This window comes from Luteolibacter sp., assembly GCF_039920825.1.
Classification (GTDB): Bacteria; Verrucomicrobiota; Verrucomicrobiia; order Verrucomicrobiales; family Akkermansiaceae; genus Luteolibacter.
Map to the genome: position 1 here is coordinate 112,871 of NZ_JBDSCX010000084.1, position 18,497 is coordinate 131,367.

General features: G+C 58.2%; 17 protein-coding genes. 12 read left to right on the top strand and 5 right to left on the bottom strand.

What is annotated here, in order from left to right; translation table 11 throughout:
- Positions 1-99: 99 nt before the first annotated feature.
- The 7 genes from ABIQ96_RS24430 to ABIQ96_RS24460 all read left to right on the top strand — a co-directional run bounded on the left by ABIQ96_RS24430 (position 100) and on the right by ABIQ96_RS24460 (position 7,534).
- Positions 100-1,905, top strand: a complete 1,806-nt coding sequence (locus ABIQ96_RS24430) for an immunoglobulin domain-containing protein (protein ID WP_348217276.1) — start codon at positions 100-102, stop codon at positions 1,903-1,905.
- A gap of 130 nt (positions 1,906-2,035) precedes the next feature.
- On the top strand, positions 2,036-3,208 hold the full coding sequence (locus tag ABIQ96_RS24435) for a DUF3570 domain-containing protein (protein WP_348217277.1): 1,173 nt from the start codon (positions 2,036-2,038) through the stop codon (positions 3,206-3,208).
- Positions 3,209-3,249: 41 nt separating this feature from the next.
- Positions 3,250-4,200, top strand: a complete 951-nt coding sequence (locus tag ABIQ96_RS24440; protein WP_348217278.1) for an FAD:protein FMN transferase — start codon at positions 3,250-3,252, stop codon at positions 4,198-4,200.
- 30 nt (positions 4,201-4,230) lie between these two features.
- A complete protein-coding gene (locus ABIQ96_RS24445) occupies positions 4,231-4,725 on the top strand; it encodes a redoxin family protein (RefSeq protein WP_348217279.1) in 495 nt (164 codons plus the stop codon).
- Between the two features lie 26 nt (positions 4,726-4,751).
- Positions 4,752-4,979 carry a DUF4266 domain-containing protein gene (locus tag ABIQ96_RS24450; protein ID WP_348217280.1) on the top strand — a complete coding sequence of 76 codons (228 nt, stop codon included), beginning with the start codon at positions 4,752-4,754 and terminating at the stop codon, positions 4,977-4,979.
- 34 nt (positions 4,980-5,013) lie between these two features.
- Positions 5,014-6,702, top strand: coding sequence for a hypothetical protein (locus ABIQ96_RS24455; RefSeq protein ID WP_348217281.1), 1,689 nt, complete (start codon positions 5,014-5,016; stop codon positions 6,700-6,702).
- A gap of 52 nt (positions 6,703-6,754) precedes the next feature.
- Positions 6,755-7,534, top strand: a complete 780-nt coding sequence (locus ABIQ96_RS24460; RefSeq protein WP_348217282.1) for a hypothetical protein — start codon at positions 6,755-6,757, stop codon at positions 7,532-7,534.
- A gap of 16 nt (positions 7,535-7,550) precedes the next feature.
- Here ABIQ96_RS24460 and ABIQ96_RS24465 read toward each other — a convergent pair whose 3' ends face one another.
- The 4 genes from ABIQ96_RS24465 to ABIQ96_RS24480 all read right to left on the bottom strand — a co-directional run bounded on the left by ABIQ96_RS24465 (position 7,551) and on the right by ABIQ96_RS24480 (position 11,350).
- Positions 7,551-8,486, bottom strand: coding sequence for an ROK family protein (locus ABIQ96_RS24465; protein WP_348217283.1), 936 nt, complete (start codon positions 8,484-8,486; stop codon positions 7,551-7,553).
- A 51-nt stretch (positions 8,487-8,537) separates the two neighbouring features.
- A complete protein-coding gene (locus ABIQ96_RS24470) occupies positions 8,538-9,272 on the bottom strand; it encodes a type III pantothenate kinase (protein WP_348217284.1) in 735 nt (244 codons plus the stop codon).
- Positions 9,273-9,275: 3 nt separating this feature from the next.
- Positions 9,276-9,722, bottom strand: a complete 447-nt coding sequence (locus ABIQ96_RS24475; protein WP_348217285.1) for a hypothetical protein — start codon at positions 9,720-9,722, stop codon at positions 9,276-9,278.
- A gap of 95 nt (positions 9,723-9,817) precedes the next feature.
- On the bottom strand, positions 9,818-11,350 hold the full coding sequence (locus ABIQ96_RS24480; RefSeq protein ID WP_348217286.1) for an ammonium transporter: 1,533 nt from the start codon (positions 11,348-11,350) through the stop codon (positions 9,818-9,820).
- 423 nt (positions 11,351-11,773) lie between these two features.
- Between ABIQ96_RS24480 and ABIQ96_RS24485 the strand changes: the two genes are divergently transcribed.
- From ABIQ96_RS24485 to mnmE, 5 genes are all read left to right on the top strand, one after another.
- Entirely contained in the window at positions 11,774-12,463 is a 690-nt protein-coding gene (locus ABIQ96_RS24485; protein WP_348217287.1) for a hypothetical protein, read from the top strand.
- Positions 12,464-12,605: 142 nt separating this feature from the next.
- Positions 12,606-14,159 (top strand): FGGY-family carbohydrate kinase, encoded by a 1,554-nt coding sequence (locus ABIQ96_RS24490; RefSeq protein ID WP_348217288.1) that lies wholly within the window; start codon positions 12,606-12,608, stop codon positions 14,157-14,159.
- Positions 14,160-14,202: 43 nt separating this feature from the next.
- A complete protein-coding gene (gene hisC / locus ABIQ96_RS24495; RefSeq protein WP_348217289.1) occupies positions 14,203-15,306 on the top strand; it encodes a histidinol-phosphate transaminase in 1,104 nt (367 codons plus the stop codon).
- Between the two features lie 342 nt (positions 15,307-15,648).
- Positions 15,649-16,785 carry a hypothetical protein gene (locus ABIQ96_RS24500; protein WP_348217290.1) on the top strand — a complete coding sequence of 379 codons (1,137 nt, stop codon included), beginning with the start codon at positions 15,649-15,651 and terminating at the stop codon, positions 16,783-16,785.
- An 8-nt stretch (positions 16,786-16,793) separates the two neighbouring features.
- Complete coding sequence (mnmE, locus tag ABIQ96_RS24505; RefSeq protein WP_348217291.1) at positions 16,794-18,152, top strand: tRNA uridine-5-carboxymethylaminomethyl(34) synthesis GTPase MnmE; 1,359 nt, start codon at positions 16,794-16,796, stop codon at positions 18,150-18,152.
- Positions 18,153-18,157: 5 nt separating this feature from the next.
- On the opposite strand, the gene ABIQ96_RS24510 is transcribed toward mnmE, so the two are convergent.
- Positions 18,158-18,391, bottom strand: a complete 234-nt coding sequence (locus ABIQ96_RS24510) for a translation initiation factor IF-1 (RefSeq protein ID WP_348217292.1) — start codon at positions 18,389-18,391, stop codon at positions 18,158-18,160.
- Positions 18,392-18,497: the final 106 nt, after the last annotated feature.

Here is an 18,497-nt window from a genome sequence, read left to right on the forward strand (position 1 = left end):
GAGGCCCGCTGACAATAAACCGTTGCGGATTCTAAATAAAAATTGATAATTCCGCGGCCCGCGATAGTCAAGCAGGGCTTTAATTTAAAAAATTGGACCATGAGCGCGATTCAATCAGGCATATCCCTGCTGGCGGCCGCTATTTTATTAAATTTAACAGCTCCGCGAGCCGTCGCTTACAGCTCGCTTTACGCCTTCGGCGATGGCGTCTGCACGACGACGGACAACAATCCCCCGCCCGCCCTCGCCCCCTATTATTACGGCAACCGCTACTGCAACGGTCCTGTTTTCATCGAGGACCTCGCCGATTCGCAGGGACTAACCTATGTCGCGTCCCGGAACAAATCCTACTTCGGCCAAGACAGCGGGGAGCTTAAGGATAACATCGACGCGTTCACCGCTCCCAGCAATGTCGCGACGGCGTTGTTCATCGTGTGGTGTGCCAACGCGGATTTCGTGGAGTTCTCCCAAACGAACTCTCCGCCCTACGATAACAGCGACAAGCCCGCATGGACCGCATTCATCGATGCTTCCATCGCACGGCACAAGGATGCCATCAACAAACTTTATAACAAGGGAGTCCGAACCCTGGTGATGCCCAATGCCGTGGATATCTCAGTCGTCCCCTATTACAACCTCCCCGCATCCGACAGCAATTTCATCCGTAGCAGAGCCGTCCAGTTCAACGCGGCGTTCAAAACCGAAATGAAGGCTTACGCCGCCACCAAGACCGGGCTAACACTTTTTCTGCCGGATACGTTCACCTTCTTCGAGGACGTTCTGGCAAATCCGACCAACTACGGTCTCGTCCAACATCTCGTCAATGGATACAACATCGATGCCCTCACCGACCTCGTAACGCCGAGCCTGAATTCCGGTCCGGGACCGAAATACGTCTTCTGGGACAACATGCATCCGTCGGCAAAGTTCCAGACGCAACTGGCGAATATGATCCAGACCCTGATCGAAAGCACGCCGCCCGTCGTCACCACCCAACCGGTTTCAAAAACCATCAACAGCGGGGCGACAACCACTCTAACTGTTGCGTTCTCCGGTACGTCGCCATCCATCCAGTGGTATCGCGGGTCGGCGGGCGTCACCACCAACCCGGTGTCTGGTGCGACCTCGGCCACATTCACCACTCCGGCTCTAACGGCAAATGCCAACTACTGGGCCCGCGGCACCAACGAGCTGGGATCGGATGATTCCAACACCGCCACCATCACCATCCGGATTGCTCCCACCATCACCACCCAGCCGTCTCCCGTCACCGTCGGCAGCGGCTCCACCGCGACGTTCAACGTCGCGGCCAACGGCACCTCGCCCACCTTCCAGTGGTACCGCGGAACCGCTGGAGTCACCACCAACCCCGTATCCGGAGCCACCGGGACCACCCTCACCACATCGGCGCTGACTTCCAGCACCACCTACTGGGTCCGCGCGACCAATGCGGCGGGCACCGCCGACTCGAACGCCGCCACAGCCACCGTAACCACATCCAGCCCGTTCACTCTCTGGCAGAACAACCAGTTCACTCCTGGGCAACAAGCTGATCCTCTCGTTTCGGGACCCGATGCCGATCCCGATGGCGACGGACTGACCAATGATCAGGAATATACTTTCGGGCTCCTCCCGTTGGCCGGTAACCCGTCGCCTTCGCCCACCGCCGCTCTATCAGGAAATCAGATTTCCCTGACTTTCATCGCCAAGCTGGCCACCGGAGCCGGCTATTCCGGCCTCACCCGCCGCTACACCCTCACCTCCGCCGACAGCCTCGACGCGACAGCTTGGACTCCAGTCTCCGGCTATACCGACATCGCCGGGAACGATCAGACGGTCACTTACACCGCCAACGCCACCGGGCCGCGCAAATTCTACCGCCTATGCGTCCGCCTGGCCCCTTGATGCGTTGGCGAATGTCGGAAAGTAACCACATTGAAACCATCGGCGCTTTGCATCCGGGAGACCTTCAGGCTATTTAGAATTCATTGAAACGAAGGCGGATGCCGATGTTCCATTGAAAATCTTGATTTCCATGAGTCCGCGCCACCCGCTTTTCCTAGCTTCCATCATCGGTCCCGCCGTGCAAACGCAGGCGGAGATCATGCCGCAGACCTACGACTACGGCTATCAGCTCTATCAGGAGGACAGCGATCGGATCAAGGTGGAATCCCACTATGTCCGGGGCGAAATCGATATCAACGACGCCACTTCGTTCCGTTTCCAATGGCTCAACGACGCGATCAGCGGAGCGTCTCCCACCGGGGCCTTGCCGGGCAGCTCCCAGCCTTATCTTTCCGATGTGGAAGACGTCCGCACCGGGATTCTCGGGGCGATCTCACGTCAGTTCGGCGACCATCGGGTTGAGCTGGAAATTTCAAAAAGCACCGAGGACGACTATGACTCGCGTGGCTACGCCTTGAGCGACAAGCTGGAGTTGAATCAGAAAAACACGACGCTCTCCTATGGTATCAATTATCTGGACGATTCCGTCAAAGTCCCGGGCTTGGGCAATCATGAGAAGAATGGCTACGACTTGTTTACCGGTGTCAGCCAAATCATCGACAAAGACACGATCATTTCCGCGAATCTCACCTTGGGATACAACGACGGCTACCTCAACGACCCTTATAAGGTCGTCCAGCGGAACGAAATCGTGACCATCCCGGACGGCCTGGGTGGCACCATCGACGTTCCCGTGGTCAACATCTACCGCGAAAATCGTCCCGATCACCGGTTCCGTCAGGTTTTGCAACTGGAAGGCACCCGTTATTTCGAGCCTGCCGACGGAGCGCTCGACGTGGTCGTCAGACTCTCTAACGACGACTACGGAATTTTCTCCGAGACCCTGCAGGTCGAATGGAGACAGGTTGTCGCCGGGCACCTCATGCTCACGCCTTTCTTCCGGATTTACCATCAGAATGCCGCCGATTTCTTTGTCAATACGCTCAACGGCCTGCCAATCGGAACTCCGGCGGCCGATCCTAACGGCAGCGGAATCAATTACTCTGCGGACTACCGCTTGTCCGCTTTCAACGCTTTTAGCGGAGGACTCAAGATTTCCTATCAGTTCAATGAGATTTTTTCGGCCAGCGCCGCTTACGAGCGCTACGTGATGTCCGCCACCGGCGGAACCTCGGATCACTCGCCGGAACAATCCTACCCCAGCGCCAATATCTGGACCGTGGGCGTCAACGCGGAATTCTAATCGAAACATCCAAGCTCGCCGTGAACACAATTTCTCCAGCCATGCCGCTCCAGGCAGATTCCAATGGCGTCCGCCATCTGGAATTCAAGGCGCTGGGAACGAATTGCTCGGTCAAATTCCGGCAGGCGGATGACCGCACGGCTCTCGCCTTTGCCTCGGACGCCTTGGGATGGATCGGAAATTTCGAGGCGAAGTTCTCGCGATTTCGTCCGGACTCCATCGTCTCCCGCGTCAACGCCGCCGCCGGCGGCGATTGGATTGAGGTCGACGACGAGATGGAGCACATGCTGAAACTCGCCGACGATCTTCACGCCCGAACCAACGGAATTTTGGATCCTACTTTGCTCCCGTTGCAACGGATCTGGGATTGGAAAACCGTCCATCTCAAGCTGCCAACCGCCGCCGAGGTCAAAGCCGCGCTTGCACTAACAGGATGGAAAAAAGTCCAGCGCCGCCCGGGTGCCGTGCGCCTGCCGGAAACCGGCATGGGATTGGACTTCGGCGGATTCGGCAAGGAATACGCCGTGGACTACCTCGCCCGGATGGCCGGCCAGTGCGGCATCACCGACGCGTTGATCGATCTCGGACGCGATATTTTCGCCCTTGGTGGAAATGGCATCCATCCCTTCTGGCATATCGGTATCGAAGACGGTTGCAAAACCGGAACCTGTTGGGGAGGACTCGCCGTTACCGACCATGCGGTTTCCGCTTCGGGAGACTATGCACGGTATTTCACCCATCAAGGGATCCGCTACGGCCACATCCTCGATCCCCGCACCGGCTGGCCAGTTAGCAACGGAATGCGCGCCGTGACCGTCGTCGCGCCGTCCTGCCTCGAAGCCGGAGTCTATAGCACCGCCGTCTTCGTCCTCGGTGCGCGCGAGGGACTTCACCTCGCCTCGCTCGCGCGCGGCGTCGAGGTCTGCGCCCAATCCGAGTCCGGCATCGAAGGCTCCCGCGCCTTCGGCAAATGGCTGGTCAAAGCCGCCTGATCCACATCTCTAACTATCACCATAACATCCATGAAAACCATCATCGCCACCCTCGCTCTCGCCTGCTCCACATTGGCGCTTTCCGCCGCCGATGGAGCAAAGGTCGGCCAACCACTGCCGAAACTCGCCCAACTCCTGCCCGGAGCCACCATTCCTAACACATCAGGCAAAGTCGTGCTCGTCGATTTCTGGGCTTCCTGGTGCGGACCGTGCAAGGCTTCGTTTCCTGCCCTCAACCGCCTGCAGGCGAAATACTCCGCCAAAGGTCTCGTGATCATCGGCGTGGGCGTCGATGATGATGCCGCGAAATACAAGGAATTCTCAAGCAAGATGGGTGCGAAGTTCTCGATCGCCCACGACTCCGCCCACAAGGTCGCAGACTTTTTCAGCCCCCCTTCCATGCCATCGAGCTACATCGCCGACCGCAAGGGAGTGATCCGCTATGTCCACACCGGCTACCGTGGTGAGAAAACCGAAGCCGAATACACCACTGAAATCGAAGCGCTCCTCGCCGAAGGCCATTGAGCCCGTCGCAATTCCGAAATCCCAACATGAACCGTCTCTATCAACTCGCCGGTGCCGCCATCCTGTTGGCGTCCCTCGGCGCCTGTTCTCCGGCGCTGGTCCGGGTGAAACCCTATGAGCGCGGCAACCTCGCCAAGCCTATCATGGCAGAGAACGACCCACTTCAGAAAGCAATGACCGAGCACGCCTACTTCTCCCGCGAAGCCAGCTTCGGCGGCGGAGGGGTCGGCGGCGGCGGCTGCGGCTGCAACTGATCTTGCGTTTCTAACTTAATCGAATATCCTGCCCATGAATCTCAAGCTGTTCTCATCCTCCGCGTGCCGTCGGCTTTCCTCACGGCTCGGCGCGCTGTTGGTGTTGTTCCAGCGCGCGCCACTGATCCAGATGCTGTTTCCGGAAGCCCGCATCCTCTCTGGCGCAGGGTTGGGAGACATCGCCACTTGGACCATCGCCACGATCGCCGGATTGGGAGTTTATGATTCCGTCGCCGGGGCGACAACCATCGCCCAGCTTCAGCCGAATGCCGGATCGACCACCATTCCGGCAGCCAACGGATCAAACCTGACGTTCATTTTCCAGATCACCGGCACCGAGTCCGCGCCGCTGAGTTGGCAGATCGTCAACGCTCTGCCTGCCGGTTTGGTCCATACCAATTCCACCGGCAGCACGATCGATTCCATCACCGGCATTCCCACCCAGACGGGGAATTTCACCATCACCATCAAGGCGTGGGAAGGCGCGAACAACACGGGGAACGTCTATTCGAAAAGCTTCACGTTTAACGTCGGCGCGCCAATCATCGCAACCCAACCTGCCTCGATGATGATCCTCAGCGGCAATACCGCCACGCTCAACGTCGGCGGGACCGGCAGCGGTCTCACTTACCAGTGGTATCGCGGAACATCGCCTAACACCACCAACCTCCTCAGCGGTGAAACCTCATCCTCCTTCACCACGCCGACTCTGACCGCCAACACCAAATACTGGGTCCGTGTCACCCGCAGCGGCATCATCGCCGACTCCGACACCGCCACGATCTCCATCGGCACCCCGCCCGCAGTCACCACCCAACCCGTGTCCAAAACTATCAACAGCGGGACCACCACCAACCTGACCGTAGCGTTTTCCGGCACCACGCCGACCATCCAATGGTATCGCGGGGCGGCGGGTGTCACCAACAATCCCGTGGCCGGAGCGACATCCACCTCACTCACCACCCCCACTCTAACAAACAACGCGAACTTCTGGGCGCGCGCCACCAACTCCCTGGGTTCGGACGATTCCAACGTCGCTGCCATCACCATTCGGATTGCTCCCGCCATTACCGTCCAACCCGTTCCCATCACCATCGACAGCGGTTCCACCGCGACTTTCAACGTCACAACCACCGGCACCTCACCCACCTTCCAATGGTATGCGGGAAACCCGGGTGACACGTCCGCCCCCGTTGCCGGAGCCACCGCCACCTCATTCACCACGCCGCCCCTGACATCCACCACCACCTACTGGATGCGCGCCAGCAACGCCGCCGGCAACGCGGACTCGACCGCGGCCATCGCCACCATCTCGACGGCAGGCACGTTCGCGGTCTGGCAGAACAGCCGGTTCAACACGGCGGATCTCGCGAACCCGCTCGTCTCCGGCCCCGGTGCGGATCCCGACGGCGATGGGATTCCTAACATTTCCGAGTATGTTTTCGGCCTTCTTCCGTTAGCTGGCGATCCGTCGCCCTCACCCACCACCAGCTTGGCGGGGAACAATGTCACCCTCAGCTTCACCGCCAGTGCGGCAAGCGGCACCGGCTACAGCGGCCTCACCCGCCGTTACACGCTTGAAGCCGCCGATACGCTTGACTCCTCCTGGGCATCCATCCCCGGCTACACCGACATCACCGGTGCCGGCCAAACCGTCACTTGCACGACCTCCGCCAACGGCCCGCGCAAGTTCTACCGGCTCATCGTCAGGTTGATGCCGTGAGAAATCCCCCTTAAAGTGCACTCAAAACCGCCAACCTTCCATTTCACCAGCCATGTCCCGTTTTCCCCACATTCTTCGCAAACACCAAGCACTCGCCACACGGTTCGGCTCCCTGCTGCTCCTGTTCCAGCGGATGCCACTGGTTCAATTTCTGTTTCCCGAAGCCCGTGTGTTAGGAACCGTAAGGCTCGGTGACATCGCCGGGTGGACCGTCGCCACCATCGTCGGTCTGGGGACTTACGACACCGTCACGGGAGCTAGCGCCGTCACCCAAGTCGCACCTTCCCCTGGGGCTGCCACGGTTTCCGCAGCCAAAGGATCCCCCCTCACTTTCGTCTTCCAAAGCACCGGCACCGAAGCCGCCGCCGGCAGCTGGCAGGTCATCGGCAAGCTCCCGGTCGGACTCGTCCATCGCAACGCCGTCAACAATTCCGTCGATGTCATCTCCGGCGTTCCCGGTCAAACCGGCAGCTTCCCCATCACCATCAAGGCATGGGAAAAAGCCAATCAGTCCGGCAGTTCGCTCACGAAAAATTTCACCATTACCGTCGGCAGCGCCATCATCATCCGACAACCTGCTTCCACCTCCATTCCCAGCGGTTCGTCCGCCAGCCTCAGCGTCGTCGGCTCCGGCAGCGGACTCACTTACCAGTGGTTCATGGGCAAATCGCCAAGCACCAAAAAGCCCATTTCAAAAGCCACCAAATCCATTTTCAAAACCCCAGCCCTCACCGCAAAGGCCTTTTACTGGGTCCGTGTCACCCGCGGCGGCATCAGCGCCAATTCCCAAACGGCCACCGTGAATATCACCTCGGTCGCCGCTGCGGATTGATACTTTGGCGGGAAAATCAGACGATTTCGCGGGCGAGAGCCGCAGCACCGATGATGCCGGCTTCATGGCCGAAAGATGCGGAGAGGACCATGAGGTGGTCCTTAAAGGGCCCAGAAAGCTGGGCGAAAAGGTGTTCTTTGATGGGCTTGAAAAGGAGCTCACCCGCACGGGCAACTCCACCGCCGATGACGATGGCTTCGGGATTGAGAAGCCAGCAGCAATTCATAATGGAGGTGGCAACAAGTCGGCCGATATCCTCCCACTGGGCCTGAGCGATGGTGTCGCCCTGATGGGCGGCGGAGGCGAGGGAGGCGGGCGAGCATTCGTTGATGGATTTGGCGTTGCCAGCCTCTGTGTAAGCTTCGCGGGCTTTGGCAGCTATTTCGCCATTTCCGACATACTCTTCGAGGGCTCCGAGATTGCCGTAGTGGCCGGGACGCCCTTGATAGTCGATGGACGTTTGCCCGATTTCCCCGGCACCATGAAAGGCACCGCGGATCATCTGGCCATTGGCGATGATGGCACCGCCGACACCGGTGCCCATTGCCATGAAAACGACGTGCTGGAAACCTCGGCCCGCACCGCATTTCCACTCGGCGAAGGCCATGCAGTTGGCGTCGTTGTCAACGATGACCGGCAGCTTGATCCGCCCCTCCAGAAGGGTCTTGAGGGGAACGGATTCCCAGTCGCGAACGTTGGTTAGACTGTAAATGAGCCCTTTCTCAAAGTTAACGAAGCCGGGCATGCCGACGCCGACAGCTGCCACTCCGGGGTGCCGTGCGCGGAGGTCTTCGACTACGCGGACCATGGCGTCGATGAGCTGTTCATGGCCGTTGAATTCCTGAGTGGCGATGGGCGGCGCGCTGTCGATGATGTGGCTTTGGAAAACGACGGCGATTTTCACGGTGGTTCCACCGAAGTCGATGCCGATGGTAAGGGGGCTGTCACTCATATCGGCAAGAGACTTTTCGAATCCGTTCCAAATGACACGTTTATTCTCACATCAAAAAACCCGCGCGGCGACCTGGCGCAGACCGTCCAACGTGATGTCCGGATCGACGACATCAATTTCATTTACTCCGTGGGCGATCAGGGCGGCATCACCACCGGTGGCGATGATATGGGGCTTGCCATCGAGTTCGCGACAGATGCGGACAATGATCTCCTTGACGAGGCCGCGGTAGCCGAAGACGGCGCCAGCCTGCATCGCATGGATGGTGGATTTGCCGATGGCGGAAGGCGGTTCGACGAGATCGATCTCGGGAAGGAGAGCGGTTTTGCGGGTGAGATAACCGGTCATCGCACCGAGGCCCGGAGCAATAACGCCGCCGCAATAGGCGGGCGCGGCGGAGATGACATCAAAGGTAACGGCGGTGCCGAAGTCGATGATGATGGCCGGCACGCCGTGACGGGTGAGGACGCCTGCGGCATTCGCAAGACGGTCGGCCCCGATCTGGGACGGCTGCGGATAATCGATGCCCATGCCGAGGGGGCTGGTGCTATCGAGGAAATGGACAGGGGATTTTCCCGCGAAGAATTTTTCGAGCACTTCGGCCTTGGCGGGAACCACGGAGCAGATCATGACGGCGTCGAAAGAAACGTCAGTTAGAAGAACACCGAGGGCACCTGATGTTAGATCAGCTGTGGGCAGGACACCGCGCCACGGCAAGAGTCCGCCGGAATCACCGAGGGAGAATTTGGTGCGGGTATTGGAGTTGTCGATCAGGAGCCAGGGCATGGGTCACCATTGGTTGGTCGTGAAATTTCGGAACGTGGAGGAGCCGAGATCCGGCTGGCTCGGGAGGGTTTTGACGAGCAGCTTGCCACCATTAAGTTTTAAAGTGAGAGGGCCTGCCAGATCGGCGGATTCCAGCCAGAAGCGAAACCAGATTTCCTCGGGGTTCTGCGGGTCGGTGCCGGCAAAGGTGGTGTCGGCGGGCTGTTTCACGCCGGTGGCGGTTTCGAGAGTGACCGGGATTTGCAGATCGTGCGTCATGCCCGAGCTCATTCTCAAATGGACGTTGATCCAATAGAACGATTGGTCCCGGGTGACGAGGGTTTCCAAAACCTTGCAGCGGGCGGCGGGATCCGGCTGCCAAGCGTAAGGACGCAGCCAACTCCATGCGGCGAACGCTGCGGAGATCAGCAGGCAAATCATCAGGGCGTATCGCAAGAACCGGCGCTTCACGCGGAGAGAGGAACCTGCCGGACGCCATGCTGCAAACGAAAACGGGCGGACCGTTTCCGGCCCGCCCGCTGATGAGAAATCCGATCCAGAAGGAATCAGAAGTCGTAGCCTTCTTCGCCGTGATCCGTGATGTCGAGACCGGCAGTCTCGGATTCAGGTGTCGGACGGAGACCGATGACGACTTTGACCACCATGGCAATCACCACGGTCCCGACGATCGAGATCAGCAAGGTGATACCCACTGCGATAAGCTGTTGGCCGACGAGTCCGCCGTGGGCGACGATGTTGGCGAGACCGTTCTTGGCGGCATAGGTGTTTACCTCGGTGAGATTGCCGTTCACCGTGCTGGTGGCAAGGACGCCGGTCAGGATCGCGCCAAGCGTTCCGCCGACGGCGTGAACGCCGAAGGTATCGAGGGCATCGTCATAACCGATCGCACCCTTCACATACATTACGAAGATGTAGGGAACGATGGCGGCGAGGACACCGATGATCATCGCACCGGTGGCATCCACGAATCCGCAAGCAGGAGTGATGACCACAAGTCCGGCAACCACACCCGAACACATTCCGAGGATGGACGCATGGCCCTTGAGAACTTTTTCAATGATGGCCCAAACGAAACCGGCGGTGGCGGCGGCAAGCGTGGTGGTCATGAAGGCGTTGGCGGAAACACCGTCGGCTGCAAGAGCGGAACCGGCGTTGAAGCCATACCAGCCGACCCAGAGCATCCCGGTTCCGACCATACAGAGAACCATGCTGTGCGGGGACATTTTTTCCTTACCGAAGCCAAGGCGCTTGCCGAGAATAATGCAGAGCACCAAGGCGCTCCAACCGGAAGTCATGTGAACGACCGTTCCGCCTGCGAAGTCGATTGCGGTGATTTTCGCATCGCCGTTCCAGACACCGTTCATGAGACCGGTCACGCCCCAGATCATGTGGGCCATGGGGATGTAGATAACGAACATCCAGATGAAGATGAATGCCATGATCGCGCTGAATTTCATGCGTTCAGCGATGGCACCCACGATCAGGGCCGGGGTGATGATCGCGAACATCAACTGATACATGGCGAATACGTTTTGCGAAACCCAGTAGCAATAGTCGGTGTTGGGTGCGCTTGTGACACCCTTCAGGAAGAAGAATTCAGTTCCGCCCAAATATGGGGAGCCGAAGCTCTTGCCGAATACCAAACTATAACCTACAGCCCACCAGATGACGGTGACCATGCCGGCGCAGCCGAGACATTGAGCCAAGACGCTAAGGACGTTTTTCTTCCTGACAAGACCGCCGTAGAACAAGGCCAAGCCTGGCAAGGTCATGAAAAGCACGAGCGCCGCACAGGTCATCATCCAGCCGTTATGGCCGGGACCCGGGACACCCGCGACCTTCGAAGTCCAAGGGGCATCCGTTGTTCCCCCCACCCCGACATTGCCGAAGTAGCTTTCCAAGTCGGCAAGTCTTTGCTCAACCGAGGCATCCGGCGCGGCGGGAGCCGCCGCAGTTTCGGTTGCCGGAGGAGGCGTCGCCGCATCCTGCGCCGACGCTGGGGTACATATGGGAATGGCGAAGAACGCGATTGCGACGGCCGCGAGGGCTCGCACTTTGATTAGATGTCGACTGGTCATGGTGGTCAGGGTTGATCGAATTGGTTGAGTGCTTAGCCCGACGATTCCAAATCCTCGAGGGTTGCGATTCGCGACTAAGCAACCATCGTGCCAAGAACTCCAATCCAGCTAATCCACTGATATTACGATCTAACGATGCCAAAAAAAATAGGTCGGATTGTCGATTCTCGCTTGCCATCACCCGGCGCTGCGCCTATTCCCACCGGGAAGCGGAACACGAATCCGTGTCAAATAATACTGGACAGATCCTTCGGAAAAGTGAACTATTCACCCAACGGAGAGCTTCCAGCTGCTATTCGGCATGCAGGATGTGAAATCCGACTCGGTCCTGTCTGTCCCGCCAACCGGTTCAGCCAAGGACGCAAGCAGCAACCGAAAACCAACATAATACAGATGCAAAACTACTGCAAAACCATTGGCGCCTTGGCCGCTGCCTCCGCCCTTGTGGCCGGCAACGCTCAGGCGGAAGTCGAATATCAACTGAGTGCTGAATATGCCAGCATGTACCTGTTCCGCGGCGCTGACCTCGGTGACAACCTGACCGACGTGACGCTTGATGCGGCCTACGACTGGAACGGCGTCAAGATCAGCGGCGGCGTCTGGGCATCCGCTTTCGAACATTCCCCTGTCAATACAGGCAACCAAGTCGACAACGAAGTCGATTGGTATGCTGAAATCGGCAAGGATTTCGGATTCGCAAACCTTTCCGTCGGCTACATCTACTACTGGAACCTCGGTGGTCTGGGTGAAGATGCCCAAGAAGTGCCATTCACCATCTCCCGTGACTTCGGTTGGGCGAACATCTATCTGACCTACTTCTGGAGCGTCGATGGACCAAACAACGACGGCTACATGGAACTCGGTGGCAGCCACAGCTGGGAACTCAATCCTTGCTTGACGCTCAACCTGAGCAGCAACCTCGGTTACCTCGTCGAAGAAGGTGACTTCACCGCTTTGACGACCAAGCTTTCCCTTGACTGGGGCTTTGCCGAACACGCGAAGGTTTCCCCATTCGTGTCCCAATCGTTCTCGCTTAGCGACTCGAATGGAACGATCACGCAAGGTGCCGACAACGAGTGGGTTGCTGGCTCCATGCTCAGCGTCTCGTTCTAATCGAACAGCGAAGTCATTCGACTTAAATCATTCAAGGGCGGTTGCGAAAGCGACCGCCCTTTTTCGTGCCGTCATTCAAGATGAAGAAAACCCGGTCATTTTCAGACTTGGAAAACATGGATTCCCCGCGAAAACTCCGGCCATGTTCCTTGGCTTAGATTCATCCACCCAATCCCTGACCGCTGTATTGATCGATCCCGATTCCGGAAAAATCACCTGCCAGCTCTCCGTCAATTTCGGAGCAGATCTCCCTCATTACCAATCGCCCAGCGGCTTCATCCCCGGCGGCCCCGATGGCGAGGTCCATGCAAATCCATTGATGTGGTTAGAGGCACTTGATTTGCTCTTCGCGCGGCTCGCTGTCGCAACCGATCTTTCCAAGGTGAAATGCATCGCAGGATCCGGGCAGCAACACGGCTCGGTTTATCTGGATGGCACGTTTGACGAGCGCGTCGCCGGGCTCGTCATCTCCAACAATCTCGTCGCCCAACTCTCCCCCGCCCTGACCCGTAAAACCGCGCCGATCTGGATGGATACATCCACGGGTGCCGAATGTGCGGAAATCACCGCAGCCCTCGGCGGATCCGCCGAAGTGTGCCGGCGCAGTGGATCCAATGCCATCGAGCGATTCAGCGGCCCGCAGATCCGCCGATTTTACAAGTCCGATCCGGATGCCTATCAACGGACCGGCCGCATCCATCTCGTCAGTTCGTTTCTCGCTTCGGTGATGGCGGGAAAATCCGTCCCCATTGATTTCGGTGATGGCGCGGGGATGAATTTGCTCAATCTCGCAAAGCTCGGGTGGGACACAGATCTGTTAGCGGCAACCGCTCCCGATCTGGCCGGCAAGCTTTTGCCTCCCGCGTTGGCCACGACGATTCAGGGCAACGTTTCTCCTTATTTCGTTGGAAAATATGGAATCGCGGAAAGCTGCCGGGTGGCACTTTTCACAGGCGACAATCCTGCTTCGCTGGTCGGCATGGGAGCCACGACTCCGGGAAATGTGGTGATCTCGCTCGGTACCAGCGACACCTTCTTCGCCGCCATGCCCGGCCCGAAAACCGATCCGAATGGCTTCGGCCATGTTTTCGGAAATCCGGCGGGCGGCTTCATGTCTCTGATTTGTTTCCGTAACGGTTCGTTGGCCCGTGAAGCTCTGCGGGACAAGCTCGGCCTCGACTGGTCCGCATTCGACCGCGATGCATTGACCACCACTCTGGAATCCGCGGGACAAAACCTGATGTTGCCCTTTTTCGGCCCGGAAATCACTCCGCGTCACGACTTCACGGGGCCAGTTCTCAAGGGCTCCGCTGAGTTTGAATCCGGGACCAATGCCGCATTGCAGGTGCGCGCTCTGCTCGAAGGCCAATTCCTCAACATGCGTCTCCATTCCCAATGGATGGGCGTCAAAACGGAGAAAATCCGCCTCACCGGAGGAGCATCCAAGAACGACGGCATCGCACAGTTAGTCGCTGATATTTTCCAGTGCCCTGTCGAACGAATCGACGTTTCGAACTCAGCGGCATTGGGTGCGGCACTGATTGCCGCCGCCGCGGACGGTCATGATCTGCCGGCGCTTCAGGACGCCTTCTGCGTGGCGGCACCGGGTGCCACTCTCCAACCGAATCCATCGTTGGCTGTCCCTTATGAAAAAGCGCTTGTGGATTTCAAGGCGCTGCTCGATGCCAACCGCTGAATCCTTATTTCCAGAATGCCAACTTCACCTACTTTCCCATACCATGATTGAACAATTTGCCAACCGCTTCGTCTGCGATCTCGTCGCCTATGAACCCGGAAAACCGATCGATGAAACCGCCCGCGAGCTCGGGCTCGATCCTTCCCGGATCGTCAAGGTTGCTTCTAACGAAAATCCTCTCGGACCTTCGCCGCTGGCGAAAGAAGCGATGCGCAAGGCGATCGAGGAGGCCCACATCTATCCGGATGGCGGAGGCTACCGGCTCCGCTCCGCGATTGCGGATTCGTTCGGCATGGATCTATCAAACGTGGTCATTGGAAATGGTTCCAACGAGATCATCGAGCTGTTGTGCCACACGTTTTTGAATCGCGAGGCCGAGCTGATTGCCGCGGAGCACGCCTTCGTGGTTTATAAGCTCATGGCCACCCTATTTGGAGCGAAATACGTGGAGATCCCTGACCCGGGATTCATCCACGATCTGGATGCCATGGCTGCGGCGATCAATTCCAACACGCGGCTGGTGTTCATCGCGAACCCTAACAATCCAACCGGCACGATGGTCGATCAGGACACGATCGACCGTTTCATGGCCAAAGTGCCGGACCATGTCATTGTCGTCTTCGACGAAGCTTACCACGAGTTTCCCGACTCCGCGCCGGACACGCTCAAGTATGTCCGCGAGGGTCGCAACGTCTGCGTGCTCCGAACCTTTTCGAAAATCCACGGCTTGGCAGCGCTGCGGGTGGGATATGGCCTTGCTTCCAAAAGTGTGGCCGATCTCCTCCAGAAAGCCAGGCAGCCGTTCAACGTGAATTCCATCGCCCAAGCCGGTGCCCTTGCCGCCTTGGCGGACACCGCGCACATCGAGAAAACCCGCGCGGTCAATCGCGCTGGCATGGCGTTTTACGAAAAGGAATTCGCCACCCGTGGACTGGAATTCGTGCCGAGCTTCGCCAATTTCCTGCTGGTCAAAACCGGTGATGGCGATCGTGTGTTCCGCGACATGTTGAAGCAGGGCGTCATCGTCCGCGCCATGAGCAGCTACAAACTTCCGGACTGGATCCGAATCTCCATCGGCACTGAAGAACAGAACCTCAGATGCCTTGAAGTTTTGGACTCTGTTCTGGCAGCGACTGCAGTAGCCTGAAGTTTACCGGCGCGGATTTGACAGATCGGTTTTGATTTCCTAACCTTCCGGAAGGGACGAGGTTAAACCATGGCAGATTTTGAGATTCCAAACGAACAAAGGGAGTTCCGTTGCATTCATTGCGACGGTAAGATTCTGATTCCCAGGAATCTAACACCAACCACCGGCCCATGTCCTCACTGTACGGGTGTGATCACCTCGCCAGCCTTGGAAGTGCCAGCCGCGGCATTTCAAATACCGGTAGTACCGTCGATCCCCCCCCCGCTTCCTCCGGTAAATGGAGCACCTCCCCTTCCAGAAATCTCCATCGCTCGCCCGGCTCCGGTTCAGCAGATTGAGGCCTTGGCACCCGTCAACACCCCTCCCGCGGTGGAAGTTGCGACTCCGATTCCAGCACCCGGGCCGCCACCTATCAGTCCAGTAAAAGAGGATGCGAAGACTGTTCCAGCACCTCCGGCAAAAGTCGAAAAAAACAAGAATCAAGCCGCTCCAAAACCCGCAAAACCACATCGCAGCGGTCTGATCCCCGCAATGCTGGTCGTGCTGGCTTTGATACTCGCTGGTGGAGGTGTCGTTTATTTCGCCTCGCAGGAACTTGGAAAAAACATTCTGCCTCCCGAGGTCAAAGCTACCGCCGGAGATCCCGCTATCAACGAGGCTAACTACATCCGGATTGGCTGGCAGAAGGATGCCTACAAGCTCCTCAAAGACTACATGGCGGCGACAACCAGCGCGGAGAAAGTCCCTTTCGTCCTGAATGGAGAGGAACTCGCGCCGAAAATCGAAGATTTCTACGGCGGCGGAGTGATCAACGATTCGGACACGCCAGCAGACGGATTTTCGGTTTACGAACTCACGGAGGAAGACCGGAAGCGCGGGCTGTTCATGATGATTTACGATCTGCCACCGCAGTTCGACATGAAGGAATTCTTCCGTCCACTGGCCAGCCTCGAAGTACAATACGGAGTGGATGAAGCCGATCTCCTGTTGAGCACTCTGGCCCGGGTTGGAAACTTCGCAATGGAACCGCTGCGGGTGCATGCATTCTTCAAACGCACGTCAGCCGGGCTCAAGCTGGATTGGGAAATTTTCGCACAAACCAAATACCGCACGTTTCAGAATTTCGTGGAACTGCCGGAAGTCGGACAAACCGGTGTCTTCCGCGTGTTTATCGTCGAAGATGTTCCGGAGAAGGGCCGCGCGGTGGCCGGCACGCGCACCTATCGGATTGTCGATCCCGCCAACACCACGGATACGGCAAGGGTCAACGTGAAGATCGACTCCGAAATCGGACGTGTCCTTTCGCTCATCAACTGGCGCGATACCAAGGAGAATCATCCCATCACCAAAACAGCGACCATCGAGCTCAAGTGGACTGGCGAATCCGACGCTCCCGAGTTGTCGATCAACAAGTTCGTCTGTTGGGAATTCCTCGGCCTTGGGGGACAGGAAACGCCCGCCACGGTCTCCACGAAGTGATCACCCGGATGAACGCGCTGCCGGATCCGCACAGCACGACGATCGCCGCGGTCGCCACTCCTCCAGGTATGGGTGCGGTGTCGTTGCTCCGCCTATCAGGTCCGGATGCCGTGGCCGTCGCCGATCTCGCGACGGGGGGTAAGGCATCCTCGACGACCCCGCGCGTCAGCAGCTATTGCCGCGTGAAAGACTCGGGAGGACAGATTCTCGACGACGGATTGCTCACGGTTTTCAAATCACCCAACAGCTACACCGGCGAAGACTGCGTGGAATTCACCGGCCATGGCGGCATCCTCGTGACCCGCGAAGTGTTGGGAAGATTCATCGCCTGCGGAGCCGTGGCGGCGGGCCCGGGGGAATTCACCCAGCGCGCTTTCCTCAACGGCAAGCTGGACCTTACCCAGGCGGAAGGCGTGATGGATTTGATCTCCGCCCAGACCCGGCTGTCGATGCGGGCGGCACGAAGCCAATTGGAAGGCACTCTGGGAAAACGCACCACGGAAGCCCGCGATAATTTGTTAGAAACTCTGGCGCATCTCGAAGCGTGGATCGATTTTCCGGAAGAAGACATCGATCCGCAAACCGGAGTCTTGCTGAGCGGCCGCGTGACCGGCGTGCTTGCCGTCGTCGATTCACTTCTCGCCACTGCCGATCAGGGCCGGGTTCTGCGCGAGGGCGTAAGGACCGTGATTTTCGGCGAACCGAATGTCGGAAAATCCAGCCTGCTCAATCGACTGTTAGGATTCGAGAGGGCGATCGTCAGCGACATCGCCGGAACCACCCGCGATACCATCGAGGAGGTCGTGAACCTGCACGGAATCCCGTTACGACTGGTCGATACGGCAGGTGTCCGGGAGTCATCCGACCGGATCGAAGCGGAAGGGATCCAACGCACGGTTAGACAAATCGAAGCCGCGGATCTTCTGCTTGAAATCGCGGATGCCAGTCAGGAGAAACCGGCGGAAGCGGTTCTGCCTGCGACCGCCGCCAAGCATCTGCGGGTGTTGAACAAAATGGATCTGGGAGAACATCCGTCGTGGGCAGGCATCGAGGCGGTCCGCCTCTCGTGCAACAGCGGCGATGGTTTCGAATTGCTATCGGATGTCATCCGGGACGCACTTCATTTCAGCGACTCCGACTGGGGCGAGCACGCCGTCGCTATCAATGCCCGCCATCAAGCGAGTCTTCAACTCGCACGAACTTCGTTGATCGCAGCCTTGGAACTTCTCAACGACCGCTCAACCGATCCCGAACTCGCCGCCATCGACCTCCGCGAGGCACTTGACGCGCTGGGCGAAATTCCCGGTCGCGTGGATACAGAGGATCTGCTCGGCGTCATCTTCAGCAGCTTCTGCATCGGGAAATAAGCGGGCTATTCCGCCTCACCAAGAATGCGCGCCTGGTCGAAATCGTAGGGCGTCAATTCGAGAATCACGCGCTGATCCATCGGGAAAACCGCTTCGGATTCAGTCAGCGGTTTCGAAAGATGAGCCAGGATCAATTTCCCATTCGGAAGGCTCACCCGGTAAAGGATGGGATTCAAATTTTCCAAAATAGTCCCAATGGTGTGAATCGTGGCATCCGGCATGGCGTGACGGATTTTCACCTCGAATTCTACTGGCGGACAAGCTCGACCGATGTCTTGGAACGGACTTTTTTCCTTACGACCGACGTGGTGCTTGCTTGACGCCAAGCGTAGGGCAATCATCATC

Bases quoted from the DNA above. Each gene is read 5' to 3' on its own strand.
- ABIQ96_RS24480 (WP_348217286.1), bottom strand. From the start codon at position 11,350: ATGACCAGTCGACATCTAATCAAAGTGCGAGCCCTCGCGGCCGTCGCA.
- ABIQ96_RS24455 (WP_348217281.1), top strand. From the start codon at position 5,014: ATGAATCTCAAGCTGTTCTCATCCTCCGCGTGCCGTCGGCTTTCCTCA.
- ABIQ96_RS24430 (WP_348217276.1), top strand. From the start codon at position 100: ATGAGCGCGATTCAATCAGGCATATCCCTGCTGGCGGCCGCTATTTTA.
- ABIQ96_RS24465 (WP_348217283.1), bottom strand. From the start codon at position 8,486: ATGAGTGACAGCCCCCTTACCATCGGCATCGACTTCGGTGGAACCACC.
- ABIQ96_RS24445 (WP_348217279.1), top strand. From the start codon at position 4,231: ATGAAAACCATCATCGCCACCCTCGCTCTCGCCTGCTCCACATTGGCG.
- ABIQ96_RS24470 (WP_348217284.1), bottom strand. From the start codon at position 9,272: ATGCCCTGGCTCCTGATCGACAACTCCAATACCCGCACCAAATTCTCC.
- ABIQ96_RS24435 (WP_348217277.1), top strand. From the start codon at position 2,036: ATGAGTCCGCGCCACCCGCTTTTCCTAGCTTCCATCATCGGTCCCGCC.
- ABIQ96_RS24460 (WP_348217282.1), top strand. From the start codon at position 6,755: ATGTCCCGTTTTCCCCACATTCTTCGCAAACACCAAGCACTCGCCACA.
- ABIQ96_RS24450 (WP_348217280.1), top strand. From the start codon at position 4,752: ATGAACCGTCTCTATCAACTCGCCGGTGCCGCCATCCTGTTGGCGTCC.
- mnmE (WP_348217291.1), top strand. From the start codon at position 16,794: ATGAACGCGCTGCCGGATCCGCACAGCACGACGATCGCCGCGGTCGCC.
- hisC (WP_348217289.1), top strand. From the start codon at position 14,203: ATGATTGAACAATTTGCCAACCGCTTCGTCTGCGATCTCGTCGCCTAT.
- ABIQ96_RS24440 (WP_348217278.1), top strand. From the start codon at position 3,250: ATGCCGCTCCAGGCAGATTCCAATGGCGTCCGCCATCTGGAATTCAAG.
- ABIQ96_RS24490 (WP_348217288.1), top strand. From the start codon at position 12,606: ATGTTCCTTGGCTTAGATTCATCCACCCAATCCCTGACCGCTGTATTG.